Here is a 22,762-nt window from a genome sequence, read left to right on the forward strand (position 1 = left end):
GCATCGACATTAAGCACCGGTCCCGGTCACCGGATCACGCCGCGGGGTGAGCGGTGCTACGCCGTCGGCATGGGCGTGCGGTCGTACACCCGCAGCACGCGCGACGGACACGGCCTCCAGCCTGCTGTGCACGTCGAGCTTCGTGAAGATGCTGTGGGTGTGGGTGCGCACGGTGTTCGCGGACACCTTGAGCTGCCCCGCGATCTCGTCGCCGCGCAGGCCGTCGACCATCGCCTGGAGCACCTCGCGTTCCCGCGCGCTCAACGCGTCGAGCGGGCCGCCGCCGTCGCGCACCCGACGCACGTCCTCGCGCAGCTCCCTCAGCACCGCACCGAGGTGCTCGGGCGGAAAGCTGGCCTGGCCGCGGCACACACCGCGCAGCACGTCGACGAGGTGCTCGGTCGAGCTGGACTTGTGCACCCACCCGTCCGCGCCCGCGCGGGCCGCCTCGACGGCCTGGAGGTGGTCGTGGCTGGCGGTGAGCACCACCATCCGCGTGGTGGGCGACGCCTCCTTCAGCGCGCCGACCACGTCCGCGATCGCGAGGCCGTACTGCTCGATCTCGATCGTGATGACGTTGGGGCGCAAGCGGTGGACGGTGTCCGCGAGGTGCTGGTCGTCGGTCGTGCGGCACCCGACGACCCACAGGTCCGGCGCGGTGGAGAGCTTCGCCGACAACGCCTCGGTGAGCATCTGGTGGTCGTCGACGAGCAGCACCCGCAGGAGGTTCATGGCCCCCACGGTCCTACCGAACGGAGTGGTTGTCCTCGTCCAAACGCACGAGTCTCATCCCTCCGAGTACTGCTCCAGCGCCTTGATCATCAGTTCCAGCCCGAACTCGAACTCCATGTCGTGGTCGTACCGGCCCAGTTCGTCGAGCACCGCCGACGAGCGCGGGAACGCCTCGGGGTCGATCGGCTGGTACGGCGAGAGCGCGACCCCGCCGAGCTCCGGCGTCGTCGCCATCTCCCGTGTGAGCGTACCCAGCAGGTACGACACCATCGCCCGGACCACCCGCACCGCGACCTCGCCTTTGAACCCGGCGCGTTCGAGGTTCATCAGCGCCACCTCGATCGGCCGAAGCCCGACGTCACCGCTCATCCTGCGGGTGGCGAGGAGCACGAACGCCCTGGGGTGCTTGCGCGCGTGGTCGCGCACCGCACGTGCGTGCGCTCTCATGTGGTCGCGCCAGTCGTCGGTCTCGACGGTGTACGGCTCGATGTCCGCCATGATCTGCTCGGCCGCGTAGTCGAGCAGCGCGATCTTGCTGGGCACGTGGTTGTAGAGCGACATCGTGCCCGCGCCGAGCTCGGCCGCCACGCGACGCATCGAAACGGCGCCAACGCCCTCGTGCTCGATCAGCCGCACCGCGGCATCCACGATGCGCGCGCGGGTCAACGGTTCACGAAGTTCGGACACTGGCGCAAACGATACGTGGTGGAGTAGCTTCGCTGCGACGTACAGCGTACGTAGCTGGATTTTTCCGGGGAGGATTTGCCGGCATGACCGAATCCAAGGCGCTGCGTGCGCTGCGTGAGGCGATCGTCCTGGAGCACATGGACTCGGAGAACGACCACGAGTTCGACACGACGCTGGGGACGTTCCACCACCCGCGCTACGAGCTCGTCGCGACCGGCCAGGTGTTCGACGGCGCGGAAGAGGTCGGCGCCTACTACGAACGCACCCGCAAGGCCTTCCCGGACCAGCGCAACAAGCTGATCGAGCTGCACCACGCCGACGACGCGGTCATCGTCGAGTTCGAGCTCGAGGGCACGCACCGCGGCAGCCTGCTCGGCGAGGAGCCGACCGGGCGCGCGTTCAAGGTGCGGATGACGGCCTTCTTCCTGTTCGAGAAGGACCGCCTCGTCTGCGAACGCGTCTACGGCGACATGGCCACGATCTTCGCGCAGCTGGGCGTCTCCCCTGCCGCGCTCACCACCTGACGCGCACCTCGCCGACGACCCGGCCGCCCCCGGTCACCGGGACGCTCAGCAGCTCGGCCGCGTCCGACACGTCGAAACCCATGGCGGACAACGCGGTCAGCCCGATCGCCGTCGTCGCGCGGGGGCTGCCGTCGATCACCTTCACCGCCACCGCGTGCCCGAGCACGGTGCCCAGCACCAGCACGCCCTCCGCGCCGCCCTTGGCCACGACGCCCGGCAGCAGCCTCATCACCTCGGTGTTCACGTGGCCGGTGCCGCCGACGAACTCCGGGTGCAGGCGCATCGCCTGCGCCACCGGCGTCACCACCAGCGCCCGCACCGCGCGCGCCAGGCCGACGAGTGAGAGCGCGAACAGCGGGGTGCCGCACCCGTCGACCGCCATGTGCCCCGACTGCTCCTCGGCCATCTCCTCCAGGCCGTGCCGCACGCTCTTCTGCAGCGGGTGGGAGAAGTCGAGGTAGCTCTCGGTCGGCCAGCCGCGCGCGACGCACGCCGCGAGCATCGCCGCGTGCTTGCCCGAGCAGTTCATCCTGATCCGCGACGGCACGGACAGCCGCGCGCGCGTCGGCTCGTCCTCCGGCCACGACTCGGGGCACCGCAACGCGGTCGCCGGGAGGTCGCCCAGGATCTCGCGCACGACGTCGACGTGCCGCTGCTCACCGGTGTGGCTGCCGGCCGCGATCGCGAGCGCCGGTCCGTGCAGCGCCGCGCCCGCGTCGAGACATGCCAGTGCCTGGAACGGTTTCATCGACGACCGCGGCAGCACCAGGTCGTCGACCCGGCCGCGGTGCACGGCGACCGAGCCGTTCGGCGCGATGCCGACGACGCTGCCGTGGTGCAGGCTCTCCACGAACCCGGACCGGGTGACCTCAGCGAGCAGTTCGTGCAAGGGAGACCTCCAGGTACCGGGACAGCTGGGACAGCGCGAGGTTCACCGCGAGGTAGACGACGGCGATGACGATGTAGGTCTGGATGAGCAGGTGGTTGTAGTTCGCCAGCACCCGGCCGCTGTGCAGCAGCTCGGTGTAGCTCACGACGTAGCCGAGCGCGGTGTCCTTGAGCAGGCCGACGGTCTGGCTGACGAGTGACGGCGCCATGTTGCGGACCGCCTGCGGCAGCACGACCGCGCGCAGCGCCTGGCGTTCGGTCATGCCCAGCGACAGGCCCGCCTCGCGTTGCCCGCGGTCGACCGCCGCGACACCGGCGCGGAAGATCCCCGCGTACAACGCCGCGTGCGACAGCGCCAGCGGCACCACGAGCTTCCAGAACAGCGGCAGGTCGAGCCCGTACGACGGCAGCACGAACAGCATCACGTAGATGATCAGCAGCACCGGGACCGTGCGCATGACCTCGACGTACGCCCGCGCGATCCGGCTGCGGGTCACCGCGAGCAGCAACCCGCCCGCCATCGCGAGCACGCCGGTCGCCACCGCGGCCAGCACCGTCGCCCGCAGGCCGATCAGCAGGTAGCGCCACATCGGCCAGGTCAGGTACGGCCGCCACCGGTCCGGGTTCAGCTGGCCGTTGTCCGCGAACTGCCGGACGGCCAGCGCGACCAGCGCGCCGACGACCACAAGGGACACCGCGGTGACGACGCGGGTGCGCCTGCGGGCGCGCGGGCCTGGCGGGTCGAACATCAGTGCGCGACCCTCCGTTCCACCAGACCGGCCAGCGCGCCGATGCCCGCCGCCAGCCCGAGGTAGCACAGCCCCGCGCCGGCGAACACGAGCACGGGCTGCGCGAGGTCGAGGTTGATCCGGTTCGCCGCGCGCGTCAGTTCCACGACGCCGACCGCGCCCGCGAGCGAGGTCGCCATCGTCAACGCGATCGCGATGTTCGCCACCGGCTGCACGACCCGGCGCAGCGCCTGCGGCACCACGACGTGCCGCAGCGACTGGGCCGTGGTGAGCCCGAGCGCCCGCGCCGCCTCGCCCTGACCGCGCGCCACCGAGTTCACGCCGGACCGCAGCGCCTCGGCGACGTACGCCGCCTCGTACAGCGAGATCACCAGCGCGGCCGTCCAGAAGAGCGGGAAGGTGATCCCGGCCTCCGGGAGGCCGAAGACGAACAGCACCAGCCACACCAGCAGCGGCACGTTCTGGAACGTCTCGACGTACGCGGTGCCGACAGCTCGCAGCACCGGCACCGGCACGACGCGGAGCACGACGACGCACACCCCGAGTGAGAACGCTCCCGCGAACGACAGCAACGTGAGCGCCACCGTGCTGAGAAAACCTTCCGCGAGCAGGCTCACGAGCCCTCTGCGGAACCGATCGCTGGAGGCACCGGCGCCTCGCCCTTGACCACGGTGCCGATCGAGCCGCGCCACGCCTCGTGCCACAGGCCGGACCGCTGGATCTCGCGCAACCAGTCGTTGACGAACGTCTTGAACTCGGCGTCGTCGTGCTCGAGCCCGACGCCGTACGGGTCGGTGGTGAACGGCTCACCGACGAGCTGGAGCTCGGGGTCGAGGCTCGCGTCCGCGATCAGCAACGCCTGGTCCTGCACGTACGCGTCGCCACGCCCCTGCTTGAGCGCCGCGAGGCATTCGGGGTCCGAGCCGAACTCGACGATCTTCGCGGTCGGCGCGACCTTCTGGATCGCGGCGATCGACGGCGTGTTCGCACCGGCGATCACCGTCTTGCCCGCGAGGTCCTCGGGTTTCTTGATCTCCTCGTGGCCCTTGACGACCGCGATCGACTGCCCGGACTCGTAGTACGGCCCGGCGAACGCCACCTGCTCGGCGCGCTTCGGCGTGATCGTGTACGTCTGGAAGATCACGTCCACGGTTCCGTTGGACAGCAACGGTTCCCGCGTCTCGGACGTCGCCGTCACGAGCTTCGTCCTCGGCTGCCCGATGATGTACTTCGCCAGGAGCTTGCTCAGCTCCGCGTCGAAACCCGACACCTCACCGGTGGCCGGGTTCTGCTGCGAGAGCAGCGGCGCGTCCAGCGAGCCGCCGACCAGCAGCTCGCCGCGTTTCCTGATCTTGTCCATGGTGGATCCGGCGGGCAACTCGCCCGCGACCGGCGCCTTGGCCAGCAGCTGGTCGGCGGTCGACGTCGAGCCGGGCACCCCACTCGGGCCGCCGGTGCACCCCGCGACCAGTGCGAGGAGCACCGACAACGATGTCAACCGAATCCCCATGGGTCCGGACGCTACTGCGCGCGTTCGCCCGCACACAAGGGGTGCTTGGCGTCCGGTCCTGCATCAATAGGCGACATGCGTGGTCGGGTCGACTATTCGGTCAAGGTCAAAGGAGTGCCAACGAGCCCTTGGCTCCCCAGCGTCACGACAGGCGGCCGTCGAGCCGCGTGGAGCACCAGCGCATGGCCGAGTGTCTGGACGACAGCCACGGCAACGGCATCCGCGTCATCGCCTGCAACGACCTCGACTACCAGCGCTGGTGTTGATCGGCGAGGTGCGCGCTCGCCAGGCGCGCACCTAGTCCTCGTCGCTGAACACCAGTTTCCGCGTCTCGATCCGCCGTCCGCGCACCCGTGCGAGCACACCGGGTGCGTACGGGAGGACCAGCGCGACCACGGCCAGCAGGAGGATCGCCAGCGTCAGCGGGCGCGTCACGATGGCGGTGAAGCTGCCGTCCGAGACGACGAGCGCGCGGCGCAGCTGGGTCTCCATCATCGGGCCGAGGATGACGCCGAGGATGACCGGCGCGATCGGGAAGTCGTAGCGCCGCATGAAGTAGCCGAGCACGCCGATGCCGTACGCGAGGAACACCTGCAACACGTTGCCGGACAACGAGTACACGCCCAGCGTGGCCAGCACGAGAATGCCGCCGTAGAGCAGCGGGCGCGGCACCAGCAGTACCTTCACCCAGATCTGGATCAGCGGCAGGTTCAGCACGAGCAGCAGGACGTTGCCGACGAACAGCGACGCGATCAGCGCCCACACCAGCGAGCTGGACGTCTGGAACAGCTGCGGGCCCGGCTGGAGGTTGAAGATCTGGAACGCCGCCAGCATCACGGCCGCGGTCGCCGACGTCGGCAGGCCGAGCGTCAGCAGCGGCACCAGCACGCCGGAGAACGACGCGTTGTTCGCGGCCTCCGGACCGGCGACGCCTTCGATCGCGCCGTGGCCGAAGTCCTCACGGCCGGCGCGTTCCGCGCGCCGCTTCTCGTATGTGTACGACAGGAAGGTCGGCACCTCGGCGCCACCGGCGGGCAGCGCGCCGAACGGGAAACCGATCGCCGCGCCGCGCAACCACGGCCGCCACGACCGCGCCCAGTCGGACCGCGACAGGTAGCCGGTGCGCAGGGAAGCCTTCTCCAGCGGTGCGATGGTGTCCTCGCCCGAACGCACCCGCGAGGCGCAGTGCAGCACCTCGCCGATGGCGAACAGCCCGACGATCACGATGGTGATGCCGATGCCCTCGGTCAGCACCGGCGCGCCGAACGTGAACCGCACCTGGCCGGTCACCTGGTCGAGGCCGACCAGGCCGAGGAAGAGGCCCAGCACCAACGAGATCAGCCCGCGCACGAGCGACGCGCCGAGCAACGCGGTCACCGACACCATGGCCAGCACGGCCAGCGCGAAGTAGTCCGCGGCCTGGAACTTCACGGCCAGCGCGCCGATCGGCGCGGCCACGAACGCCAGCAGCACGGTCGAGATCACGCCCGCGACGAACGAACCTATTGCGGCCGTGGCCAAAGCGGCACGGGCACGTCCGTTGCGAGCCATCTGATGGCCCTCGATCGCGGTGGCCACGGACGCCGACTCTCCTGGTGTGTTCAGGAGAATCGACGTCGTGGAGCCGCCGTACATTGCGCCGTAGTAGATGCCGGCGAACATGATGAACGCGCCGGTCGGGTCGTCGAAGTTGAACGTGATCGGCAGCAGCAGCGCGATCGTCAACGCGGGCCCGATACCGGGCAGGACGCCGACGAGCGTCCCGATCGTCACGCCCAGCGCGGCGAACAGCAGGTTGAGCGGCTGCAGCACGGTGGCGAAGCCCTCGATCAGGTCCATCACAGCGGCAGCACCCCTCGTGGCAGTCGGATGGACAGCAGCTCGGTGAAGGCGAAGTACACGACCAGCGCCATCACCACGCCGGCGACGACGTCGCGCACCACCTTGCGGCTGCCCAGGATTCGCGCGGTCAGCACGAACGACACCGCGGTCGACAGCACGTAGCCGAGCGGGATGACGACGTACGCGTAGCCGATCAGCGTGGCCATCAGCAGCGCGGCGGTCCGGTCGAACTCACCGGATCCGCCGAGCCGCCTGAACACCTGCACCACGTAGACGACGGAGAGCAGAACCCAGGCGGCGCACACGAGAAGCGGCACGAACCGGGGCCCGCTCACCGCCCAGCCCTCGTTGCCCGCGATCGCCCGCACCTGGGTCAATGCGACGACGCCCAGCGCGACGAGCACAAGCCCGAAGGCGAGCTCGCCGCGCGTCGACGCCGTGGTGGCGGGAGCGGTCACGACAGCCCCAGCTCCTTGATGAGCTCGGAGATCCGCATCGTCTCGTTGGCGATGAAGTTCCGCGCCTCGGTGTCCTTCTTGTAGAAGTCCTCCCAGCCCTGCTTGGCCAGCGCTTCCTTCCACTTGGCCGAGCCGTGCATCTTGTCGATCATCCCGATGACCGTGGTGCGGTCGGCGTCGTTCAGTCCGGGACCCGCAACGATGGCGCGCCAGTTCATCAGCTCCGCGTCGTAGCCGGACTCCTTCAGCGACGGCGCGCCCGCCGTGCCCTTCGGACTGGTCACCGCCAGCAGTCGCATCTGGCCCGCCTCGATGTTCGCCTTGAACTCGCTGACACCCGAGACACCGGCGGTCACGTCGCCGGACAGGATGCCCGCCTTCGCCTCGCCGCCACCGGAGTAGCCGACGTACTGGATCTTCTTGACGTCCGCACCGGCCGCCTTGGCGAGCACCCCGACCACCAGGTGGTCACTGCCGCCTGCCGAACCGCCGCCCCACTTCACCGACGCCGGGTTGGCCTTGAAGTCGTCGACCAGCTGCTTGATGTTCTGGTACTTGGAGTCCGAGCGCACGACGATGGCCTCGGCCTCGGCGGTGAGCGTCGCGATGGGCGTGGCCTGGGTGAGGTCGCTGCCGTTCTTGGCGCGCTCCGCGGCACCGATCATGACCAGCCCGGTGACCATCCACTGGTGCGGGTCGCCCTTGCCCTTGCTGAGCAGCTGCTGCAGTCCGGTCGCGCCACCCGCGCCCACGACGTTGCTGACCTCGATGGACTTCTCGAACAGCTTTTCGTCGCGCAACGTCGACTGCATCGTGCGAGCCGTGAGGTCCCACCCGCCACCGGCCGCCGCCGGAGCCATGATCTCGAGGTTCCGCGTCGGGAACGCGGGTCCACCGCCGCCTGCGGTGTCGGTGAACTGACCGCAGGCGGACGCGGTCACAACTGCGGCGGCAGCGAGTCCTGCTCTGAAGGACGGCCTCATTGCACGTCTTCCTTTCGGTCCGTCTAGTGGTACGTTCAAACCGCCAGGCGGTTTCACGGGACTATATGTCCCCCATTCGGCGGTGGCAAGGCTCACAGGAAAGGCGGCCGCATGCTCCTCGACGGGATTCGCGTGCTGGATCTGACGAACGTCCTGGCCGGGCCGTTCGCGAGCTACCAGCTGGCGCTGTTCGGCGCCGACGTCGTGAAGATCGAGGTGCCGGGCACCGGTGATCTCGCACGTCAGCTCGGTGCCGACCCCGAGCTGAACACCCGCCTGCTCGGCGCGTCGTTCCTCGCGCAGAACGGCGGCAAGCGGTCCGTCGAGGTGGATCTCAAGTCCGCCGAGGGCAAGGAGGCCTTCCAGCGGCTGGTGGCGACCGCAGACGTGGTGCTGGAGAATTTCCGCCCCGGCGTGCTCAGCAGGCTCGGCTTCTCCTGGGAGACGTTGCGGGAGATCAACCCCGGCCTCGTCTACTGCGCGATCTCCGGGTTCGGCCAGACCGGGCCGATGCGCGACCGGCCGGCGTACGACCAGGTCATCCAGGGTCTCGCCGGGATGATGAGCGTGACCGGCACGTCGGAGGCCGCGCCGTTGCGGGCCGGCTACCCGATCGCGGACACCATGGGCGGGCTCGCCGCGGCGTTCGCGGTCTGCGCCGCGCTCGTCCAGCGCGAACGCACCGGCGAGGGCTCCTACCTGGACGTGTCCATGCTCGAGACCGCGATCACCGCGCTGGGCTGGGCCGTGTCGAACTACCTGATCGCGGGCCAGGAGCCGACACCGCTGGGCAACGAGAACGCGACCGCCGCGCCGTCCGGCACGTTCCGGACGCTCGAGGGCGAGCTGAACATCGCGGCCAACAAGCAGGAGCAGTTCGAGACGCTGTGCCGCCTGGTGGACCGCCCCGAGCTGGTCGCCGACCCGAGGTTCGCGCTGCGCGAGGACCGCAAGGTGCACCGCGAGGCGCTGCGCGACGAGCTGGAAACCGGGCTGGCCGGCCGTTCCGCAGCCGACTGGGAGACGACGCTGTCCGAGGCGGGCGTCCCGGCCGCGCGGGTGCTGACCGTGCCGCAGGCGCTCGGACTCGACCAGCTCGCCGCGCGCGACCTGGTGCACGAGCTGCCGTTCCCCGGTGCGCCGGAACGCACGATCCGCGTGCTGGGCAACGGGATCAGGGTCAACGGCAGGCCGTCGGTGCCGAAGTCGCCGCCGCCGCTGCTGGGTGAGCACAACGCGGAGGTGCTGTGATGGACGAGAAGACCGTGACGGGGTGGTGGCAGACCGCGCTGGTGCGGATCAGACCGGGTGAGATCGCGTTGCGCGGCTACCCGATCGAGCAGCTGATCGGGTCCGCGTCGTTCCCGCAGACGATCTGGTTGCTGCTGCGCGGAGAGCTCCCCACGCCGGACGAGGCCGCGTTGCTCGAAGCGGCACTCGTCGCGGCGGTCGACCACGGCCCGCAAGCACCGTCGATCGCGGCCGCGCGGATGGCCGCGACGTGCGGGGTCGGGCTCAACAACGCCGTCGCCACCGGCGTGAACCTGCTCGGCGACGTGCACGGCGGCGCCGGTCAGCAGGCCATGGGGATGTACACCGACATCGCCGACTGCGACCTCCCGCTCGCCGATGCTGTCGCGGAGTACCGCCGCTGGCACAGGTATCTGCCCGGCTTCGGGCACCGGTTCCACCCGCGCGACCCGCGCCGCGACCCGCTGGTCGGGCTCGTCGAGGACGCCGTGGCGAAGGGCGTGATCACCGACCGGTACCTGAAGGTGGCCATGGAGATCGAGCGCCAGCTCGACCCGGTGCCGATGAACATCGACGGCGCGACCGCGTTGATCTACGCGTCGCTGGGCTTCCCCGCCGAGCTGGGCCGGGGGCTGTTCGTGCTGTCCCGGTCGGTCGGGATCCTGGCGCACGCGTGGGAGGAACAGCAGTCCGGCGTGCGCATCAAGGGCCCGATCCCCCGCCCGCTGCTCGCGGACTACACGGGCCCCGCGCTAAGGGACCTCTAGAACGGCCTCGACGATCACGTTGTCGTAGTAGTTGCGCGACGCGGAGTCGAACGCGCCGCCGCACGTGACGAGCCGCAGCTCGGACACGGGCGTCGGCGCGTACACGAGGTCGGTGGGAAACGTCGTCTTGGCCGTGGAGTAAGTCTTGCTGACGACGAACCGCAGCTCGCTTCCGTCCACACGGGACACGAAGACCTCGTCACCGGGACGCAGCTCGTGCAACCGGTAGAAGACGCCGGGCCCGGCGCGGGAGTCGACGTGCCCGGCCAGCATCGCCGGCCCACGCCCTCCCGGTGCCGGCCCGGCCGCGTACCACCCGGCCACGTCGAACCGCTGCGGCGGCACCAGTGCGCCCGTGCCGTCGACGGCGAGGTCCACCAGCGGGCTCGCCACCCCGATCGACGGCACGCGCACACCGACCGGTCGCGGCACCGCCCCGTCCACGAGGGGTGGCGCGACCGGCTGCACGGCGACCGGCCCCCACGACGGCGGCCCGGACGGCACCTCCACCGGCTCCCACAGCGGTTTCGGTTCGTCCGGACGCGTCATGGCGGTCGCGTCGCCGGCGAGCAGCACCAGCGGCAGCAGTGCGCTCAGCAGTCCACGGATCATGCGACCCTTCGGTTCGCACGATCCTTCTTGGGCAGCACCAAGAACGCAGCCATGATCAGCAGGCCCAGCGCGAACGGCTGCCACGGCACGCCCATGCCGCCGACGCCGGTCTGCTGGCCGCCGACCGGGACGACCTCGGCACCCTTGGCGTCCGTGCGGACCACGGTCGACAGCTTGCCCTCGTGCTCCAGCACCAGAACGCTGTACACGCCACCGGCTTCGACGGTCACCGGCAGGTCCAGCGACGCACCGGTCTTCGGCGTCACCTTGAGCCCGGTCGTGCCGCCCGGTACGAGCGCGTACGGCGTGGCCGACCCGAACGCGGCGTTCTCGATGACCGGCGCGTCACCGCGGACGATCTTCAGGTCACCGGTGACCGGTGCCGCGTTGACGACGCGCATCCTCGCCTGGCCGGACGGCGGCAGCGTGATGTCGTCGTCGAGCACCTTCAACGAGAGCGCGGCGAACTTGCCGAGCCCGGCGACGGTGTAGGCCTTGCCGTCGGCCGCGGGCAGCGTCGCCGAGATGACCGGCGGACTGCTCGGGTCGGCACCGGCCGGCCGCATCGCGATCGTGTACGTGCCGGGCTGGACGCGCTGGTAGTCGGACAGGGCCCCGTAGCCCACACCGGGAATCCGCAGCGGCGCCTCCGGGTGCTCGAACGAGCTGACCGTGACGTCGACCTGCGGGGTGTCCGGTGAGAGGTGCGCGAGCCTCAGGTAGGTGCCGGTCGCCGCGGCGGCGGGTACCACCCACACCAACGAGGCGACGACCGCGGCCACAGCGGCGACAGCGAGATTTCTCATGATCCCTCCTGCACTAGCCAGGTGATGACCGCTCCCTGCGGAGTGATCCGGGTGCTCGCCGGGGCGTACGGCGCCTGTTGCGCCTTCAGCCAGGTGAGCAGGACCTGCTCGGACTGCGGGTAGTCGACGCCACGACCATCCACAGCGGACAGCACGACCTCGCGGCGCGGCGTGCCCAGCCCGCGTTCGGCCTCGGTGGCGCGGACGTCCGCGACGACCAGCTCGTGCGTGCTGCTCAGCCCGGCGAGCAGCGTCATCGCGCGCAGGTCGACCTCGCCGTCGCGCAGCGCCCGCCCGACCTCGTCGGACACCAGCAGCCTGGGGTTGGCGGCGAGCTGGCGCCCGGCGTCCGCACGCACGAAAGAGTCCTCTGTGGACGGCCGGTCGCGGTACTGGACGGTGTAGTCGCCGAACCGGGCGACGACGGCACCGGCACCGGCACCGGCACCGGCCACCACGTCGAAGGTGGCCGGGCCGGCCCGATGCACGCGGGCCGGGGCAAGACCCGCGTGCAGCAGCTCCGACCACAACCCCGGTGGGGCAGTGAGGATCGAGGTCGGGGTCGTGTTGGCGGTGATCCACGCGGCGAGGCGCGCCTCGTCGTGCCAGCGGCCGGTGCGCGGCACGAGCAGCGTTCCGGCGACCGCGACCACCACGGCGAGCACGATCGCGTTCGCGAGCAGCAGCGGCCGGTGCACCGCGTCGAGCAGTCCGGCGAGCAGCACCGCCGACAGCACGGCCAGCGCGGGCAGCAGCACGTCACCGGACTGGCCGAGCCACGCGCACTGCGCGGCGAGCACGAGCGCGAGCACCGCGAACGGCCGGATCTCCTTGCGCGGCAACGCGACCAGCGCGACGACGACGGCCGTCACCAGCAGCACCGCCCGTTGCTCCACGGTCAGCGCGTCCGCGACGTCCGACGGCAGCCTCCGGGCCAGCAGCACCTGCGCCCCGACCGCGGCCACGGCGAGGTACGGCCAGCGCAGCGCGCACACGGCGAACAGCGGGACGAGCAGGATCGGCGCGGTGAGCACGGCCGCGGTCGCCGCCGCACCGCCGAGCGCAAGCAGGAAACCGTCGCGCCTCTGCACGCCCGGCACCAGGAGCGCCGCGGCGAGCGCGATCCACGCGGCGGCGAGCACACCCGTGCCGACCGGCGTGAGCGCGACGACTGCGGGACCGCTGAACGCCAGCAGCAGCACCGCGATCCCCGCCGCGAGCGGACGCATCCGCAGCCCGAACACCAGCAGCGCCACCACCGACACCGCGGCCACAGCCGTTGCCACGGCGGACAGTTCGCGCGCGGCCACCAGCACGCCGTCGTGCCGCTCGAGCGCCCGCGTGACCGACAGGTAGCCGCGCAGTTGCAGCTCGGTGACACCGGTCCCGGCCGGAAGATCCTTCAGCGCACCGAACGCGGCGTCGACGAGCCGGTGCTCGGCGCCGGACGCGGGCAGCGTCACCGACACCAGCAGCACCCGCAGGGCGACGACGAGCGATGCCGCGCCGGCCAGCACCGCGCCGAGCTTCGGCACGCCCGCACCGCGGGCCCCGTTGCGCTGAACCTTGCGCCGCGCCGGGCTCACCCACCGCCCGGTCGAGTGCTCCAGCCACGCGCGCGGCAACGTGCGCAGCGCCGTGCACGCGTCGACCACCCGCAGCGGCAGGTAGAACGCGGCGAACAGCAGGTACCGCGCGCGTCGCTCGGCGATGGCGACGCCCAGCGTCAGCACCAGGTCCGGCACCAGCACGCCGAGCAGGATCGACCGCGCGTTGACGTAGTGGGAGATCGACTCGCTGACGCCCCAGCTCGCGAGCTCGGGGATCACCTCGGGCAGCAGGAGCAGCACGAGCAGGATCGGCGCCACGATCAGCAGGACGCTGCTGACCAGCACCTCCAGCACGTACAACGCGAGCATCGCGGAGAACAGGTCCGCGCGCGGCCGGTGCCGTCGCACCGACTGCCAGAACCCGAGCGCCCACCGCCGGGTCTGCTTGAGGTAGTCCTCGAACGCGTCCGGGTCCTGCGTCGCGGCGTGGCCCGCGAGCGAGAACCCGACCTTGCCGAGCCGCTGCCGGTAGACCTCGAACGTCATGTTGAAGTCCTCGATCACCAGCCCCGGCCGATCGATCTTGATCTTCGGCAGCGCGCGGGTGCGGTACATGCTCGCGAACCCCGGCACGATGAACGTGGCGTTGGTGGGCTGCCAGGTCTGCCCGTACTTCAGCAGGCGTTGCGTCAGCGCGTAGACGCGCGCCCGGTGCGTCACCAGCAACGCGCCCAGCGTCGTGCGCGGTGGCGTGCTCCAGTCGCTCGTGGCGCACCCCGCGACCGCCACGATGTTGTCGTCGTCGAAGAACGGCAGCGTGTGCTCGAAGTAGTCGTGCTCCAGCCGCGTGTCCGCGTCCAGCAGCAGCACCACCGCGTACTGGTCGACGAGCCCGAACCGCCGGATGCCCTCCTCCAGCGCGCCCGCCTTGCCGACGTTCTCCGGCGTCTCGACCACGTGCACGCCCTGCCACCGCGCCAGCTCGACCGTGCGGTCCGTCGACCCGTCCGACACGACGTGGATGTTGTGCCGCGGCAACAGCTTCGCGACCGACTCGAGGCTCTCGGTGATGACCAGTTCCTCGTTGTGCGCGGCCATCAGCACCGCCACGTCGTCGACGGTCAGCCTCGTGTCCGGTGGCGTGCCGCCTCCGCGGCTCGTGAGAGCGCGCAGCAGCCCGATCGCACCCCACAGCGTGAAGTTGACGCCGAGGACCGCGACGACGAGCAACCACCACGGGATCACCGGTCGGACGTTAGGGACGTTTCACCGTTGACGGATCGTCACCAAGGACGAGTGCGCCTACGCAGTCGGCACCACAAGCCGCTAGCCGGACACGACGGGCGGCAGCCCGAGCCGCGACACGGCCCGAGCGGCCCGCACCAGTTCGTCGCGGAACGACGCGACCCGCTCGTCGGTGAACCGGGCGGTGGGTCCGCCGAGTGCGAGAGCGGCGACGACGACGCCGGCGGCGTCCAGGATCGGTGCGGCGGCACCGGAAGCACCGGACTCGCGCTCGCCGTGGGTCACCGCGAAACCCTCGGCCCGTGCCCGGTCGACGGCGTCGGCCAGCGCGGGCCCAGCCCGTTCGACCATGGCGTCCAGCACGTCGGCGGGGGCCGCGGTCAGCAGCACCTTGCTGGCCGCGCCGACCCACAGCGGCAGCTCGTCACCGGTGCGCACGACGTGCCGCAACGTCTGCGGCCCCTCGGCCTGGGCGACGCACACGCGGACAGAACCCTGACGCACGTACAGGTTCACGGTCTCCCCGCACCGGTCGGCCAGGTCGCTCATCACCTCGCGCACGGACTCGGGGAGCTCCCACCCTGCCCGCGCGAGGCGCGCCCACCGCAGCAGCCCGGCACCCACGGTGACCTGGCCATCCGGCCGTTCCCACAGCATCCCGGTGGAGGCGAGTGTCGCGACCAGCCGCACGACGGTCGTCTTCGGCAGCCCGGAGGTGCGGGCCAGCTCGCTGACCGACCACACCATGCGCCGCTCGGTGAAGTGTCCGAGCAGGTCCAGAGCCCTGGTCACGCTGCGCACCGCGCCGTCGTCCGCCACCACTACACGGTACAGCCGAACCACCTGGTGGAGGCAAAGCGAAGGCCGCCGTCCCGAGCGGGACGACGGCCTCAGCGAAAAAGGGGGTCAGGCGACCGGACGAACACCCTGCGCCTGCGGGCCCTTCTGGCCCTGACCGATCTCGAACTCCACCCGCTGGTTCTCCTCCAGGCTCTTGTAACCGTTGACCTGGATCTCGGAGTAGTGGACGAACACGTCGGCGCCACCGTTGTCAGGGGAGATGAAGCCGAAGCCCTTCTCCGCGTTGAACCACTTGACGGTGCCCTGTACTGCCATCTTGCTACTTCTCCTCTAACAGGTGCCGGATCGCGCTCGCGACCACCGGGTCAAGTCCGAACGGCCACTTCTCCGGTACCTGGAGGAAGCACCACGTTCGCAACTTCGTTCCGCGAGCGTGGGTGAAACACGAACACAGAAACGTACGACCGCAGACAGTCAACCACGCTTCCCCACTCTCAGTCGAGCAGCCTTCTGGCACTGATACCGTCAGATCTTGACCACTGGAGGTAGTGATGGCAGAGCCTGTTCTCATCTCGATCGCAGCCGCGTTGGCTGGCCGTGCGGTGGTCGGTCTCTACCAGTTCGTCAAGGCTCGCTTCGCGGATGATCCGGACGCGACCGCGGCACTCGAAGCCGCCGAAAACCTCACTGAAGCGGCCGAGGACTCCGAAGAGGTGCAGGAGCTCGGCAGGCAGCTGGAGCGCGTCGAGAGCGAGGACCCCGAGTTCGGCAAGCGTTTGCGGGCCGAGTGGGCCGCGGTGCGGCTGCACGCGGAGACCGGCGGCGTCACGAACCAGGTCAGCGGCACCGTCCACGGCAAGGTCGTCCAGGCTCGCGACATCCACGGCGACGTGAGCTTCTAGAGGCGTAACCTGGACCTTTCGCTGGCTCCAGGGGGCAGTGCTTGCTCAGCTCCGGCAGTTCCCGGCTGATGTTCTTCTTCGTCGGGCTCGTACTCACGTTCGTGTTCATCCGGATCAGCGTCCGGTTGATCCGCGCGAAGGTGCGCTGGTGGCCGGGCAACATCGTGCACGGCGACACGCACGTGCACCACGTCGTCTTCGGCACCGTGCTGCTGCTCGTGTCCAGCGTGGGCGGCCTCGTGATCCCGGACGACATGCACGGCGCGCGGCTCGGCCTGGCCGCGATGCTCGGCGTGGGGGCCGCGCTCGTGCTCGACGAGTTCGCGCTGATCCTGCACCTGCGCGACGTGTACTGGACGAACGCGGGCAGGCTGTCGGTCGACGCCGTGTTCCTGGCGGTCGGGCTGACCGGGCTGTTCCTGCTGGGTGCGCGGCCGCTCGGCTACGACGACCTGCTCGACCTCAACCCCGACTCCACACCCGTTGACGCGTTCGCGCTGCGCATCGTCGCGATCCTGGTGAACCTCTGCTTCGCGATCGTCGCCCTGCTCAAGGGCAAGATCTGGACCGGGCTGCTCGGCCTGCTGCTCCCGGTCGTGCCCGTGATCGGCGCCGTCCGGCTGGCCAGACCGGGCTCTCCGTGGGCGCGCTGGCGCTACGCGGAGGGCTCCCGCAAGCTCACCACGGCGTACCGGCGTGAGGCGCGCCTGCGCCAGCCGATCATCCGCGCCAAGATCGCCGTGCAGGAGTTCATCTCCGGCAGGCACGACTTACCGGACAACTAGCTAGCCGAACACGATGTTCTGCTCCGTGCAGATCGGTGCGACGTCGCCGGCGCACAGCACGGCCGGCTTGACGACACCGCTGGTCACGAGGGTGCGGACGGTGTTCTTGGTGATCAGCGTGGCACCCAGCAGCACGGCCTTGATGTCACGCTTGGCGACCGGGTCGCGCATGTTGCCGGTCGCGAGGTCGTCGGCACCGTCGGTGTCGCCCCTGGCGATCGCGATGGCGAGCCGCGCCGCGGCCTCCGCCTCGTCGCGCACCGGCTTGTCCACGGTCATGCACTGGTCGCCGCGCAGCACCGCGCGCAGTCCGTCCACAGTGGCGTCCTGGCCGGTCACGGGCACCTTGCCCGCCATTCCCTTGCGCCGCAGCACGTCGATGACCGCACCGGCGAGGCCGTCGTTCGCGGCCACCACACCGTCCACTTTGCCGCCGTTGGCGTTGAGGATCTGCTCGAACAACTGTCCACCGAGGACGTTGTCCCAGTCCTCGACGGGCTGGCTCTTCACGAGCTTCAGCACGCCGCTGTCGTACTTGGCGCCGAGCTTGGCCCGCTGGCCCTGCGAGAACAGCGTCGCGTTGTGGTCGGACGGGGCGCCCTCGATCTCGATGATCTGCGCGCCCGGCTTGTTGCCGAGGCACTGGAGCAGGCCGTCCGCCTGCAGCTGTCCGACGTTCACGCTGTCGAAGCCCACGTGGTACTCGGCCTCGCCGCCCAGCGTCACGCGGTCGTAGTCGATCACCGGGATGCCCGCCGCCTTGGCCTTGCGCTGGGCGGACAGGCCGCCCTCCTTGCTCAGCGGGGTGATCATCAGGACCTTGACCTTGCGCTCCACCATCTGGTCGACGATCGACGCGAACTTCGTCTCGTCGCCTTCCGCGTTCATGATGAACGGCTCGATGTCCGCGTAGTTCAGCGCGGATGACAGCAATGGCCGGTCCTGTTCTTCCCAACGCGCCGAAGTCGTTCGGTCAGGAAGGACTACACCCACGATCGGTTTCACCGCCTTGGTGGGCCCGGTCGGGGCAGCACCCTGCCCTGCTCGGCCGCCACAAGCGGCCAGCATAAGAACCAGGCAACCCGCCACCAACATTCCCAGCGGTGTTCGCATGAATGCGGACTCCACTACTTGCCGGTGTGTTAAGTCAAGATTTCAGTCGTACATTCACACCGGCCATCACGCTGCGTTTCTGATCGACTACAGTCGTCACCTCCTACGAAAGGCGCTAACGCAACAGATCTTTCCGTGTCAGGGTGTCGCCCTTGGACCCTGATCGGGTGCATCGCGTGTGAGGAGACAGCTCAGGTGAGAACACGCAGAACCGTTCCTTCGGCATTGGCGGTCGCGGCAACGCTGACGCTGCTGGCCGCCGGAACGCAGGCGGCCGCCGCCCCGGCCGCGTCTGCTGGGCAGGAGAAGACCACCGAGTACACCGTCCTCGTCGAGGACGGCGCCAGCCGGGACGCCGCGGTCGCGGCGATCAAGGCCGCCGGCGGCGAGGTCGTCAAGGAGAACGCCGCGGTCGGCCTGCTGACCGCCAAGGCTCCCGCCACCGGCTTCGTGCAGAAGGTGTCCGCCACGGACGCCGTGTCCGGTGCCGCCCGCGCCAAGCCGATCGGCCACTCCCCGTCCGCCAAGTCCGGCACGAAGCCGGGCGCCAAGCGCGACGAGGTGGAGAAGGAGAACAAGACGGCCGCGCCCAAGGCGTCGGCGCAGTCGCAGAAGGCCGCCACCGCGGGCATGGACCCGCTCGACGGCGACCTGTGGGGCCTCAAGCTGGTCCGCTCCGACATCGCCCGCGCCAAGCAGGCCGGCGACAAGAAGGTCTACGTCGGCATCCTGGACACGGGCGTCGACGGCACGCACCCGGACATCGCGCCGAACTTCAACAACGAGCTGTCGCGCAACTTCACCGTCGACATCCCGTTCGACGCCGACGGCGGCGTGTTCGACGGCCCGTGCGAGTTCCGCGGCTGCGTCGACCCGGCGAACCACGACGACGGCGGCCACGGCACGCACGTCGCGGGCACCATCGGTGCCGCGGCGAACGGCTTCGGTGTCTCCGGTGTCGCGCCGAACGTGTCGCTGGTGAACATCCGCGGCGGTCAGGACGCGGGCTCGTTCTTCCTGCAGCCGGTCGTCGACGCGCTCACCTACGGCGCCGACGTCGGCCTGGACGTCATCAACATGTCGTTCTACGTCGACCCGTGGTACATGAACTGCCTCAACGACGCCACCGCTTCGGCGGAGGAGCAGCTGGAGCAGCGCACGATCATCAAGTCCGTTCAGCGCGCGCTGAACTACGCCCACCGCAAGGGCGTCACGCTGATCGGTGCGGCCGGCAACAACCACGAGGACCTGGGCAAGCCGCGCCAGGACGTGCAGTCGCCGAACTACCCGCCCGACCACGCCCGGCCGCGTCCGGTCGACAACGCCACGTGCCTCAACCTCCCGACCGAGGGTGACCACGTGATCTCGGTGTCGGCGCTCGGCCCGTCGACGTTCAAGGCGGACTACTCGAACTACGGTGTCGAGCAGACCGCGATCTCCGCGCCCGGTGGCTACTTCCGCGACTTCTTCGGCACGGAGTGGTACCGCACCAACGAGAACCTGATCCTGTCGACGTACCCGAAGAACGTGGCGATCGCCGACGGCAACGTCGACGCCGACGGCAACGTCACGCCTCAGGGTGTCGCGGCGGGTGTCAAGAAGGCCGTCAGCGGCAACTCGGTGGGCTACTACCAGTTCCTGCAGGGCACCTCGATGGCCGCTCCGCACGCCTCCGGTGTCGCGGCGCTGATCGTCAGCCAGTACGGCAAGAACGACAAGGGCCGTCCGGGCCTCACGCTGGCCCCGGACAAGGTGGCGAAGGTGCTCTACGGCACCGCCATCCAGCGCGCCTGCCCGAACCCGCGCACGGTGTCGTACGTGAACGTCGGCCGCACGCCGGAGTTCGACGCCACCTGCGAGGGTGACGCGAAGTTCAACGGCTTCTACGGTCGCGGCATCGTGGACGCCTACGGCGCGGTGACCCGCGGCGGCAGCTTCATCTGATCCACCAGCTCGACGCGAAGGCCCCCAGCTCACCGGCTGGGGGCCTTCGTCCGTTTCGTCCGCTGTAAAGGATTACTGAAATAGTAAAGACTCTTGCCAGTAATGGTCTGCACCGGTTACCTTCATCAACACCGCCGCCGGGTTCCCCTGTACCCCCTTTGCCCGGAGGAAATCACGTGAAGATCTCTGGCCGCATCGCGGCCGCTCTGCTGGCCTGCGTGGCGCTCGTGGGCACCACGTCGGGCACCGCCTCCGCCGCCCCCGACCTCAACGACCCGCGCATGAAGGACATCGCGATGCAGATCGTGTCCAGCGCGGAGAACTCGTCGTTGAACTGGCGCGCCCAGTTCAGCTACATCGAGGACATCAAGGACGGTCGCGGTTACACCGCGGGCATCATCGGCTTCTGCTCGGGTACCGGTGACATGCTCGACCTGGTCGAGCTGTACTCGCAGCGCAAGCCGGGCAACGTGCTGGAGAAGTACCTTCCCGCCCTGCGCAAGGTGGACGGCACGTCGTCGCACGCGGGTCTCGACCCGAACTACACGAAGGACTGGAAGACCGCAGCCAAGGACTCCGTCTTCAAGAACGCGCAGGAGTCCGAGCGCGACCGCGTGTACTTCAACCCGTCCGTGTCGCAGGCCAAGAAGGACGGCGTGCGCGCACTCGGCCAGTTCGCGTACTACGACGCGATCGTCATGCACGGTGACGGCTCCGACAAGACGAGCTTCCGCAACATCCGCGCCCGCGCGCTGGCCAAGGCGAAGCCGCCGGCACAGGGTGGCAACGAGACCACGTGGCTCAACGCGTTCCTCGACGCCCGCGTGTGGGCGATGAAGCAGGAGCAGGCGCACGAGGACACCAGCCGCGTCGACACGGCGCAGCGCGTGTTCCTGAAGAACGGCAACTTCGACCTGAAGACCCCGCTCAAGTGGAAGGTCTACGGGGAGTCGTTCGAGATCAAGTGAACCGCTGTTCGTGAACGGGCCGTCGCGTCAGCGGCGGCCCGTTTTCTCGTGGCCGTCTCGACGACGGAAAGCACTCACGAGCCGTAAGGTGCCGTCCGTGGCGAAGAACAGGCGCGGGGCCGAACCCGAGGACGTCCTGACCGAGCTCAACATCTGCCTGCGCGGGATGTCGCAGGCCAGGCAGACGCTGGTGCTGCTGCCGTTCGTCGCCGTGCTCGGTCTGCTGTACTTCCTGTTCTGGCCCTACATCGCGCCGTGGACGGCCGCGGTGGTGGATCCCGTGCCGGTGCTGTCCACCGTGGCCGGCTGGATCCTTCCCGGCGGTGTCGTTGCTGCGACCGGTCTCTACTTCCTCAATCGCGGCGCGCTGACCCGGCAGGTGCGGCGTCGGGTCGAGATCATCCTTTGCGTGTGGGGAGTGCTCGCGTTGCTCTGCTACCCCCGTGGTTTCGGAGCTTTCAGCGCCGACGAGCACCGGGCGTACTGGACGGGGCTCGCGGCGGGCACGGTCGCGTTCACCCTGCTGGTGCTCGGCAAGCTGATCTCGGACAAGGTGCTCGATCGCACCAAGGGCTGGTTCCTGCTCGCCGAGTCCGTCGCGTTCCTCTTCCTCGCCGCCGTCATCCGTTGAGCGCGGTACCCAGCGCCTGCCGTTTTCTCGTGGCCGTCTCGAAATAGAGCATCCCTTGCTGAGGCGGGGATGGCCTGGCTACCGTCCTCGCAGTCGCCGCCGAGCCCACTTCACCGTGCACAAAGGACCCTTGTGAAGATCTCTGGCCGGCTCACGGCTGCGCTCATGGCCGCCGTCGCCCTCGTCACCACCACCGGCACGGCTTCGGCCGCCGACCTCGCCGAACCGCGCAAGAAGGACATCGCGATGCAGATCGTGTCCAGCGCGGAGAACTCGACGCTCGACTGGCGCGGCCAGTTCGGCTACATCGAGGACATCAAGGACGGTCGCGGCTACACCGCGGGCATCATCGGCTTCTGCTCCGGCACCGGCGACATGCTCGAGCTCGTCGAGCTGTACCAGCGGCGCAAGCCCGTCGCCAACGTGCTGGAGAAGTACCTTCCCGCGCTGCGCAAGGTGAACGGCACGTCGTCGCACGCCGGTCTCGACCCGACGTTCACGACGGACTGGAAGACCGCGGCCAAGGACTGGATCTTCCAGAACTCGCAGGAGTCCGAGCGCGACCGCGTGTACTTCAACCCGGCCGTCACCGCGGCCAAGCTGGACGGTCTCCGCGCGCTCGGCCAGTTCGCCTACTACGACACGTTCGTCGTGCACGGCAACGGCGACGACAGGACCAGCTTCAACGCCATCCGCTCCCGCGCGCTCGCCAAGGCGAAGCCGCCGACGCAAGGCGGCGACGAGACCACGTGGCTCAACGCCTACCTCGACGCCCGTGTGTGGGCGATGAAGCAGGAACCCGCGCACGCCGACACGAGCCGGATCGACACGGCGCAGCGCGTGTTCCTCAAGAACGGCAACCTCGACCTGAACACGCCGCTGCGGTGGAAGGTCTACGGCGAGAGCTACGAGATCAAGTGACCGACGGGTCGTGAGTGATTGGGAGCGTCATGACGCTCCCAATCCCACAACACCCGAATTCAACACTTTACCATTCAGCACCCGCGCCGCAGA

25 protein-coding genes are annotated in these 22,762 nt (G+C 69.5%); 10 read left to right on the top strand and 15 right to left on the bottom strand.

Annotated elements, in window-relative coordinates:
• Positions 1 to 9: 9 nt before the first annotated feature.
• The gene (locus FKR81_RS09640; RefSeq protein WP_146350626.1) at positions 10 to 732 is read right to left on the bottom strand and encodes a LuxR C-terminal-related transcriptional regulator; all 723 of its coding nucleotides are present in this window, start codon (positions 730 to 732) and stop codon (positions 10 to 12) included.
• Between the two features lie 54 nt (positions 733 to 786).
• Positions 787 to 1,419, bottom strand: coding sequence for a TetR/AcrR family transcriptional regulator (locus tag FKR81_RS09645; RefSeq protein ID WP_222598206.1), 633 nt, complete (start codon positions 1,417 to 1,419; stop codon positions 787 to 789).
• Positions 1,420 to 1,502: 83 nt separating this feature from the next.
• Here FKR81_RS09645 and FKR81_RS09650 point away from each other — a divergent pair, with 83 nt between their 5' ends.
• A complete protein-coding gene (locus FKR81_RS09650) occupies positions 1,503 to 1,943 on the top strand; it encodes an ester cyclase (protein ID WP_146350627.1) in 441 nt (146 codons plus the stop codon).
• On the opposite strand, the gene FKR81_RS09655 is transcribed toward FKR81_RS09650, so the two are convergent.
• From FKR81_RS09655 to FKR81_RS09670, 4 genes are read right to left on the bottom strand one after another with little or no spacing between them, the layout of a single operon-like run.
• On the bottom strand, positions 1,933 to 2,832 hold the full coding sequence (locus FKR81_RS09655; RefSeq protein ID WP_146350628.1) for an asparaginase: 900 nt from the start codon (positions 2,830 to 2,832) through the stop codon (positions 1,933 to 1,935). The genes FKR81_RS09650 and FKR81_RS09655 overlap by 11 nt on opposite strands.
• Complete coding sequence (locus FKR81_RS09660; RefSeq protein WP_146350629.1) at positions 2,813 to 3,580, bottom strand: amino acid ABC transporter permease; 768 nt, start codon at positions 3,578 to 3,580, stop codon at positions 2,813 to 2,815. Before FKR81_RS09660 ends, FKR81_RS09655 begins: the two co-directional genes overlap by 20 nt.
• Positions 3,580 to 4,197 carry an amino acid ABC transporter permease gene (locus FKR81_RS09665; RefSeq protein ID WP_146350630.1) on the bottom strand — a complete coding sequence of 206 codons (618 nt, stop codon included), beginning with the start codon at positions 4,195 to 4,197 and terminating at the stop codon, positions 3,580 to 3,582. The genes FKR81_RS09660 and FKR81_RS09665 overlap by 1 nt, the downstream gene beginning before the upstream one ends.
• On the bottom strand, positions 4,194 to 5,090 hold the full coding sequence (locus FKR81_RS09670) for a glutamate ABC transporter substrate-binding protein (protein ID WP_146350631.1): 897 nt from the start codon (positions 5,088 to 5,090) through the stop codon (positions 4,194 to 4,196). Before FKR81_RS09670 ends, FKR81_RS09665 begins: the two co-directional genes overlap by 4 nt.
• A gap of 128 nt (positions 5,091 to 5,218) precedes the next feature.
• On the opposite strand from FKR81_RS09670, the gene FKR81_RS43455 reads away from it, so the two are divergent.
• A complete protein-coding gene (locus FKR81_RS43455) occupies positions 5,219 to 5,356 on the top strand; it encodes a hypothetical protein (RefSeq protein ID WP_186762881.1) in 138 nt (45 codons plus the stop codon).
• Positions 5,357 to 5,387: 31 nt separating this feature from the next.
• On the opposite strand, the gene FKR81_RS09675 is transcribed toward FKR81_RS43455, so the two are convergent.
• The 3 genes from FKR81_RS09675 to FKR81_RS09685 are packed head-to-tail and all read right to left on the bottom strand — an operon-like array spanning position 5,388 to position 8,373.
• The gene (locus FKR81_RS09675; protein WP_146350632.1) at positions 5,388 to 6,929 is read right to left on the bottom strand and encodes a tripartite tricarboxylate transporter permease; all 1,542 of its coding nucleotides are present in this window, start codon (positions 6,927 to 6,929) and stop codon (positions 5,388 to 5,390) included.
• Positions 6,929 to 7,390 (bottom strand): tripartite tricarboxylate transporter TctB family protein, encoded by a 462-nt coding sequence (locus tag FKR81_RS09680; RefSeq protein ID WP_186762882.1) that lies wholly within the window; start codon positions 7,388 to 7,390, stop codon positions 6,929 to 6,931. The genes FKR81_RS09675 and FKR81_RS09680 overlap by 1 nt, the downstream gene beginning before the upstream one ends.
• Positions 7,387 to 8,373, bottom strand: a complete 987-nt coding sequence (locus FKR81_RS09685) for a Bug family tripartite tricarboxylate transporter substrate binding protein (protein WP_146350634.1) — start codon at positions 8,371 to 8,373, stop codon at positions 7,387 to 7,389. Before FKR81_RS09685 ends, FKR81_RS09680 begins: the two co-directional genes overlap by 4 nt.
• 111 nt (positions 8,374 to 8,484) lie before the next feature.
• Between FKR81_RS09685 and FKR81_RS09690 the strand changes: the two genes are divergently transcribed.
• A complete protein-coding gene (locus FKR81_RS09690; protein ID WP_146350635.1) occupies positions 8,485 to 9,624 on the top strand; it encodes a CaiB/BaiF CoA transferase family protein in 1,140 nt (379 codons plus the stop codon).
• Positions 9,624 to 10,391, top strand: coding sequence for a citryl-CoA lyase (locus FKR81_RS09695; RefSeq protein WP_146350636.1), 768 nt, complete (start codon positions 9,624 to 9,626; stop codon positions 10,389 to 10,391). The genes FKR81_RS09690 and FKR81_RS09695 overlap by 1 nt, the downstream gene beginning before the upstream one ends.
• Here the strand turns inward: FKR81_RS09695 and FKR81_RS09700 are convergent.
• The 5 genes from FKR81_RS09700 to FKR81_RS09720 all read right to left on the bottom strand — a co-directional run bounded on the left by FKR81_RS09700 (position 10,377) and on the right by FKR81_RS09720 (position 15,720).
• Positions 10,377 to 11,003, bottom strand: coding sequence for a class F sortase (locus tag FKR81_RS09700; protein WP_222598207.1), 627 nt, complete (start codon positions 11,001 to 11,003; stop codon positions 10,377 to 10,379). The genes FKR81_RS09695 and FKR81_RS09700 overlap by 15 nt on opposite strands.
• On the bottom strand, positions 11,000 to 11,809 hold the full coding sequence (locus tag FKR81_RS09705; RefSeq protein ID WP_146350637.1) for a DUF4397 domain-containing protein: 810 nt from the start codon (positions 11,807 to 11,809) through the stop codon (positions 11,000 to 11,002). Before FKR81_RS09705 ends, FKR81_RS09700 begins: the two co-directional genes overlap by 4 nt.
• On the bottom strand, positions 11,806 to 14,604 hold the full coding sequence (locus tag FKR81_RS44305; protein WP_222598208.1) for a glycosyltransferase family 2 protein: 2,799 nt from the start codon (positions 14,602 to 14,604) through the stop codon (positions 11,806 to 11,808). The genes FKR81_RS09705 and FKR81_RS44305 overlap by 4 nt, the downstream gene beginning before the upstream one ends.
• A gap of 81 nt (positions 14,605 to 14,685) precedes the next feature.
• A complete protein-coding gene (locus FKR81_RS09715) occupies positions 14,686 to 15,423 on the bottom strand; it encodes an IclR family transcriptional regulator (protein WP_235921418.1) in 738 nt (245 codons plus the stop codon).
• Between the two features lie 87 nt (positions 15,424 to 15,510).
• A complete protein-coding gene (locus FKR81_RS09720) occupies positions 15,511 to 15,720 on the bottom strand; it encodes a cold-shock protein (RefSeq protein ID WP_146350638.1) in 210 nt (69 codons plus the stop codon).
• 236 nt (positions 15,721 to 15,956) lie between these two features.
• Here FKR81_RS09720 and FKR81_RS09725 point away from each other — a divergent pair, with 236 nt between their 5' ends.
• Positions 15,957 to 16,307, top strand: a complete 351-nt coding sequence (locus FKR81_RS09725) for a hypothetical protein (protein ID WP_146350639.1) — start codon at positions 15,957 to 15,959, stop codon at positions 16,305 to 16,307.
• 41 nt (positions 16,308 to 16,348) lie between these two features.
• Positions 16,349 to 17,092 (top strand): hypothetical protein, encoded by a 744-nt coding sequence (locus tag FKR81_RS09730; protein WP_235921419.1) that lies wholly within the window; start codon positions 16,349 to 16,351, stop codon positions 17,090 to 17,092.
• On the opposite strand, the gene FKR81_RS09735 is transcribed toward FKR81_RS09730, so the two are convergent.
• Complete coding sequence (locus FKR81_RS09735) at positions 17,093 to 18,205, bottom strand: sugar ABC transporter substrate-binding protein (RefSeq protein WP_146350640.1); 1,113 nt, start codon at positions 18,203 to 18,205, stop codon at positions 17,093 to 17,095.
• 195 nt (positions 18,206 to 18,400) lie between these two features.
• Between FKR81_RS09735 and FKR81_RS09740 the strand changes: the two genes are divergently transcribed.
• From FKR81_RS09740 to FKR81_RS09755, 4 genes are all read left to right on the top strand, one after another.
• Positions 18,401 to 20,149, top strand: a complete 1,749-nt coding sequence (locus FKR81_RS09740; RefSeq protein WP_146350641.1) for a S8 family serine peptidase — start codon at positions 18,401 to 18,403, stop codon at positions 20,147 to 20,149.
• A 176-nt stretch (positions 20,150 to 20,325) separates the two neighbouring features.
• The gene (locus FKR81_RS09745; protein ID WP_328593134.1) at positions 20,326 to 21,117 is read left to right on the top strand and encodes a chitosanase; all 792 of its coding nucleotides are present in this window, start codon (positions 20,326 to 20,328) and stop codon (positions 21,115 to 21,117) included.
• Positions 21,118 to 21,214: 97 nt separating this feature from the next.
• A complete protein-coding gene (locus tag FKR81_RS09750) occupies positions 21,215 to 21,748 on the top strand; it encodes a hypothetical protein (RefSeq protein WP_146350642.1) in 534 nt (177 codons plus the stop codon).
• Between the two features lie 165 nt (positions 21,749 to 21,913).
• A complete protein-coding gene (locus tag FKR81_RS09755) occupies positions 21,914 to 22,669 on the top strand; it encodes a chitosanase (RefSeq protein WP_222598209.1) in 756 nt (251 codons plus the stop codon).
• The last annotated feature ends 93 nt before the right edge of the window (positions 22,670 to 22,762 follow it).

The sequence above is a fragment of the Lentzea tibetensis genome (assembly GCF_007845675.1).
GTDB classification, from domain to species: Bacteria; Actinomycetota; Actinomycetes; order Mycobacteriales; family Pseudonocardiaceae; genus Lentzea; species Lentzea tibetensis.